Raw genomic sequence first — 3,940 nt, 5'->3', positions numbered from 1 at the left:
GAATAATCGGATACAACGGATGGGCAACCTCTAAAGGATTCAGCTCAGCCTGTATAAATTCTTTTAAGGCTTGGAAGACGCGCCATTTAATAATCAATCGCGGAATATTGGCTTTACGAACTTCATCTTTTTGATCGAGCAAAACCCACTGATAAGCCGACCACTGAAAGCCACGGATACGATGATGAAACTGTGTGTTGGCACTGATGCCCTGCTGTTCCGCCAACTTTTGCGTTAGCCACGCCTCAACCGCAGGTGAAGGGACAATAAAGTGCTGTGCTTGCAGTACTTGGAAGGCATTTTTGGCCGGTTTAAAGACGGTTTTTTGCATGGCTTGCAACAGAACATCAATACGCTGACTTTGTATTACGTGTATTGCCATGTTTCCCCTCAAATGACCATCTTATGAAAAATCTACAAAAGCACACAGATTATTGACTATACTTCTGGTTCTGTCTATGTCACTTTGATGACATATTTCTATTTAAAATTTGCTTTAAAATAGACACTTTAAGCAAAACTAGAATCAATGTGAATCAGGATATTTTAGGGTTTAAAAGATGAAATTAGAGCACATTCCAGAAAAAATTGATCCCGCTTTAAATTTAGAACAAATTCGCGAAGAATGTTTAGAACTGGTTAAAAAACGGGCTTATGTTTCCGCAGGTGCAGCGGTCATTCCTGTTCCTTTTCTCGATGTGGTGATTGATGTCGGGATTTTGTCACAACTAATCCCAGAAATTAATGCCCGCTTTGGCCTAACCCCTGAGCAAGTCAGTGTTTACGACCCAGAAACCAAGCAAATACATTGGTCAGAACTGCGTAAACGTGGCGTGGAATTTTCTGGACTGGTGGTCGCACGTACAGCCGTGAAAAAATCCATCAATAACATGGCAGCCAAATTCATTACCAAACAAGTCACCAAATTCATTCCCCTTGGTGGACAGATGATTGCAGCAAGTTTGGGCTACTTTGTCATGAAAAAAATTGCAGAAACCCATGTCGAGGAATCGTATAAGTTGGCTAAAGGTATTCAACTAAAACAGGCCGTTGAACAAGGTGTTCCTGTTGCAGCGCCAGTGACCCAAATTCCTTTAGGTTAATAATTAGAGCTGAATTATTCTCTATATATAGATGGTCAAATCACCGTCATGCCAGTCCATTAGAAACCTGACTGGCATTTCTTTTTAAACCCTAAATTCTTTCCATACGCGACAATATCATTCGCAACCTGCTCAACCTTGAATAGACCAAATGACCCTCCTCTGGGTCTCTTACTTAATCTGTGGTTTCTCGATCTGCTTTGAGCTGTTTTAAAATTGCCCTTAAAACCTCAATTCGTGCCTGCTGCTTATCATTGGTAGAAATGATATACCAAGGGGCACAGCGCGTATCGGTATGTGCGAACATATCTGCAGCTGCTTTTAAATAGTCATCCCACTTGTCGCGATTGCGCCAATCTTCTTCCGTAATTTTAAAGCGTTTATGCGGAGTACTTTCACGGGCTTTAAAACGCGCCGCTTGCTCATCTTTATCAATCGCCAACCAAAACTTTATCAGCACCGTTTGACTATTCACCAAATTTTTTTCAAAACGATTAATTTCCGCATAGGCCCGTTGCCACTCCACCTCGGTTGCGAAACCCTCGACTCGTTCAACCAGAACACGCCCATACCACGTCCGATCAAAAATGGTAATGTCATCCGACTGCAACTTACTCCAAAAACGCCACAAATATGGACGACGTAACTCATATTTTTCAGGTGCGCCAATGGTATGAATTTCATATTCCCGTGGGTCGAGCTTTTTCACAATGCGCTTAATCGCTCCCCCTTTACCCGCAGCATCCATCCCTTCAAAAGCAATCACCACTTTACGGTCATCACAGCGGATGGCATCAGCCACTTGTTTGGTCAGTTTCTTTAACTCTGCTTTATAGCTGTCCGCCTCCGCGGTCACAGGGGCAAACTGTGTCAAACTTTCTGGTACAGCGGCTTGCTGCCACTTTAATGCCGCCTTTTTCTCGTGTTCTGGACAGTGACATAACGCCGTTAAAATGGCTTGTGCAAAATTGTGATTACGCACATCTTCATCTTCACCATCAATGATTTGCCAGTCGTCAGTGAAGCGCATACGTAGTTTTTGCAAAGTGTCGTATTGTTTTTTATTACGCCAGTCTAACCCATGCAACTTATGCCAATGCACTTCACTCGGGTCCATGTCATCTAGACGTTTTTGCAGAGACTTCCACGACAAATCGAACCAGACTTTTAACACATCTACATTGTTGTTTTTTAAGTCCTGCTCAAAAGCCCGCATATTGCTGATGTATTCGTCAAACAAAGTGTCGTCTAAAGGCTTGGAAGCATGCATGGCCGTAGCCAACAAGTCTCCATACCAGTTACCAAACCACACCATAATTTGTCCCTCAGCAGGTACAAATCGAGTATAAGGCTGCCAAAACGGTTGTTTTAGATTAAACAAATGTGGAGTATCTGCTTTGACATATAAAAACCGTGGATCGACCCATTCACGCAGTTGCTTCACTGCTTCGCCCTTGCCCGCAAGCTCGATTCCACTAACCAGAATCACTAAACTTTTTGCATTACTCTGATCACGGGTATTCATCAACGCATATTGCGCTTCAATTAAATCCAATGAAAGTTGTTCTTCATTCAGCTCTGTGTTGACTGTTATTTCTGTGTTCATAACTCCGCCTTTCTTGTATTTAATCAGATCACTAGACCCCAAAAGATCATGCTATACATGGTTTTCAAAGCTACCTTTTGACTACTTCTACAGCAAACTGACTGCAAATAAATAGTTTTTTTGTCACTTTGTCATAGCGAGTTCGATCATCACACACTAAGATTTAGCTATCTTAAAATAGAACTGAGACAGCAAATGTCCAAACTCGCCGCCCTCGATGAGCTTTTAGAACAGTATTACCAGTTACATTATCATCAAGATTCGGTGCTCTTCCAACGTTTGCAGGATGTACAAAGTTGGCAAAAACAGCGAATGCAGCGCACTCACAACAAAGCTTTCGCAGAAAAGCAAAATCTGTTGATGGCCGAGTATTTTATCAACCGTTTATATGGTGGCCCAGATTTTGATGCTTTGGCGGGACAAATTGCACGTTTAAATCGCTATGCACACAAAGCTGAAAAATTGATTCCTGAAAATGCTATTAAAACAGGCACATCGGGCGTTGAATTGGCGATTTTGGCCGTACGACTGGACGAACAAGTGGCGATACAGCTCCTCAAGGAACATCATCCTAACGAGCCTTTAACCGACGACTTAATGCGCCAAGCCTATTTAAAACTGGAACAAGGCGAAGATCGTCTCAAACAATTGTATTTACTCGACCAACTCGGTAAAAACCTCGATAAATACATGCGCTCTTTTATGGTCTATACCGCTTTTAAGATGTGCAAAGGCACCGCCAATAAATACAACTTCAATATCATGTATGATTTTATGCAAGATGGCTTTTTGGCCATGAAACCGCTAAAGTCGGCGGAGAAATTTGTGAAAGACTTTACTGCGGTGGAACGTCAAATTATTGACAAAGTACATTCGGGTCATCTATACCCATTTCAGTAAATTTCAGATTATTCCTTGATAAAAATAAGGCAGTGGCTGCATAGCTCTGCTGTTTTTCTGTATATTATTCAGCACAATTGCATGATGGTTACTGTACAACGTCTTAGAATCTGTCATCATGCATGCACTGCAACATTTACCCTATTGCTATGTTAGGAGTGACTCCCATGTCGAATGAAAATCAAACGCCTACCGCTAATCCAGAGTCGGCACAAAACACAGACAAAGTGAGTCCATTTTTAACTGAACCATTACCCCAAGGCACAGCACAAGGTCAGCAAAAATCATTACAACAACAGTTGACTGATACCCCAGTGACGGGTTCTGTACC

The 3,940-nt window shown here is 42.1% G+C and carries 4 protein-coding genes and 1 pseudogene; 3 read left to right on the top strand and 2 right to left on the bottom strand.

Translation table 11 applies throughout. From position 1 onward, the window contains the following. Positions 1 to 382: exodeoxyribonuclease V subunit gamma (locus B4F08_RS14375; RefSeq protein ID WP_291374935.1), on the bottom strand; the 382-nt coding region annotated here is incomplete at its 3' end. 178 nt (positions 383 to 560) lie between these two features. Between B4F08_RS14375 and B4F08_RS14370 the strand changes: the two genes are divergently transcribed. Beyond that, on the top strand, positions 561 to 1,103 hold the full coding sequence (locus B4F08_RS14370) for a hypothetical protein (protein WP_086209674.1): 543 nt from the start codon (positions 561 to 563) through the stop codon (positions 1,101 to 1,103). A gap of 175 nt (positions 1,104 to 1,278) precedes the next feature. Here the strand turns inward: B4F08_RS14370 and B4F08_RS14365 are convergent, their stop codons facing one another. Further along, positions 1,279 to 2,709 carry a polyphosphate:AMP phosphotransferase gene (locus B4F08_RS14365; RefSeq protein ID WP_110974261.1) on the bottom strand — a complete coding sequence of 477 codons (1,431 nt, stop codon included), beginning with the start codon at positions 2,707 to 2,709 and terminating at the stop codon, positions 1,279 to 1,281. A 195-nt stretch (positions 2,710 to 2,904) separates the two neighbouring features. Here B4F08_RS14365 and B4F08_RS14360 point away from each other — a divergent pair, with 195 nt between their 5' ends. Together B4F08_RS14360 and B4F08_RS14355 are read left to right on the top strand one after the other, a co-directional pair. After that, positions 2,905 to 3,609: an FFLEELY motif protein gene (locus B4F08_RS14360; protein WP_110974260.1), complete on the top strand. Its 705-nt coding sequence runs from the start codon at positions 2,905 to 2,907 to the stop codon at positions 3,607 to 3,609. Between the two features lie 167 nt (positions 3,610 to 3,776). Next, a pseudogene (locus B4F08_RS14355) lies at positions 3,777 to 3,940 on the top strand (bifunctional demethylmenaquinone methyltransferase/2-methoxy-6-polyprenyl-1,4-benzoquinol methylase UbiE); the annotation flags it as partial.

It is taken from the genome of Acinetobacter sp. UBA6720, assembly GCF_002454215.1.
In the GTDB taxonomy this organism is placed as follows: Bacteria; Pseudomonadota; Gammaproteobacteria; order Pseudomonadales; family Moraxellaceae; genus Acinetobacter.
The sequence above is the reverse complement of the archived record's forward strand: the minus strand, read 5'-3'. Positions and strand labels throughout refer to the sequence as shown.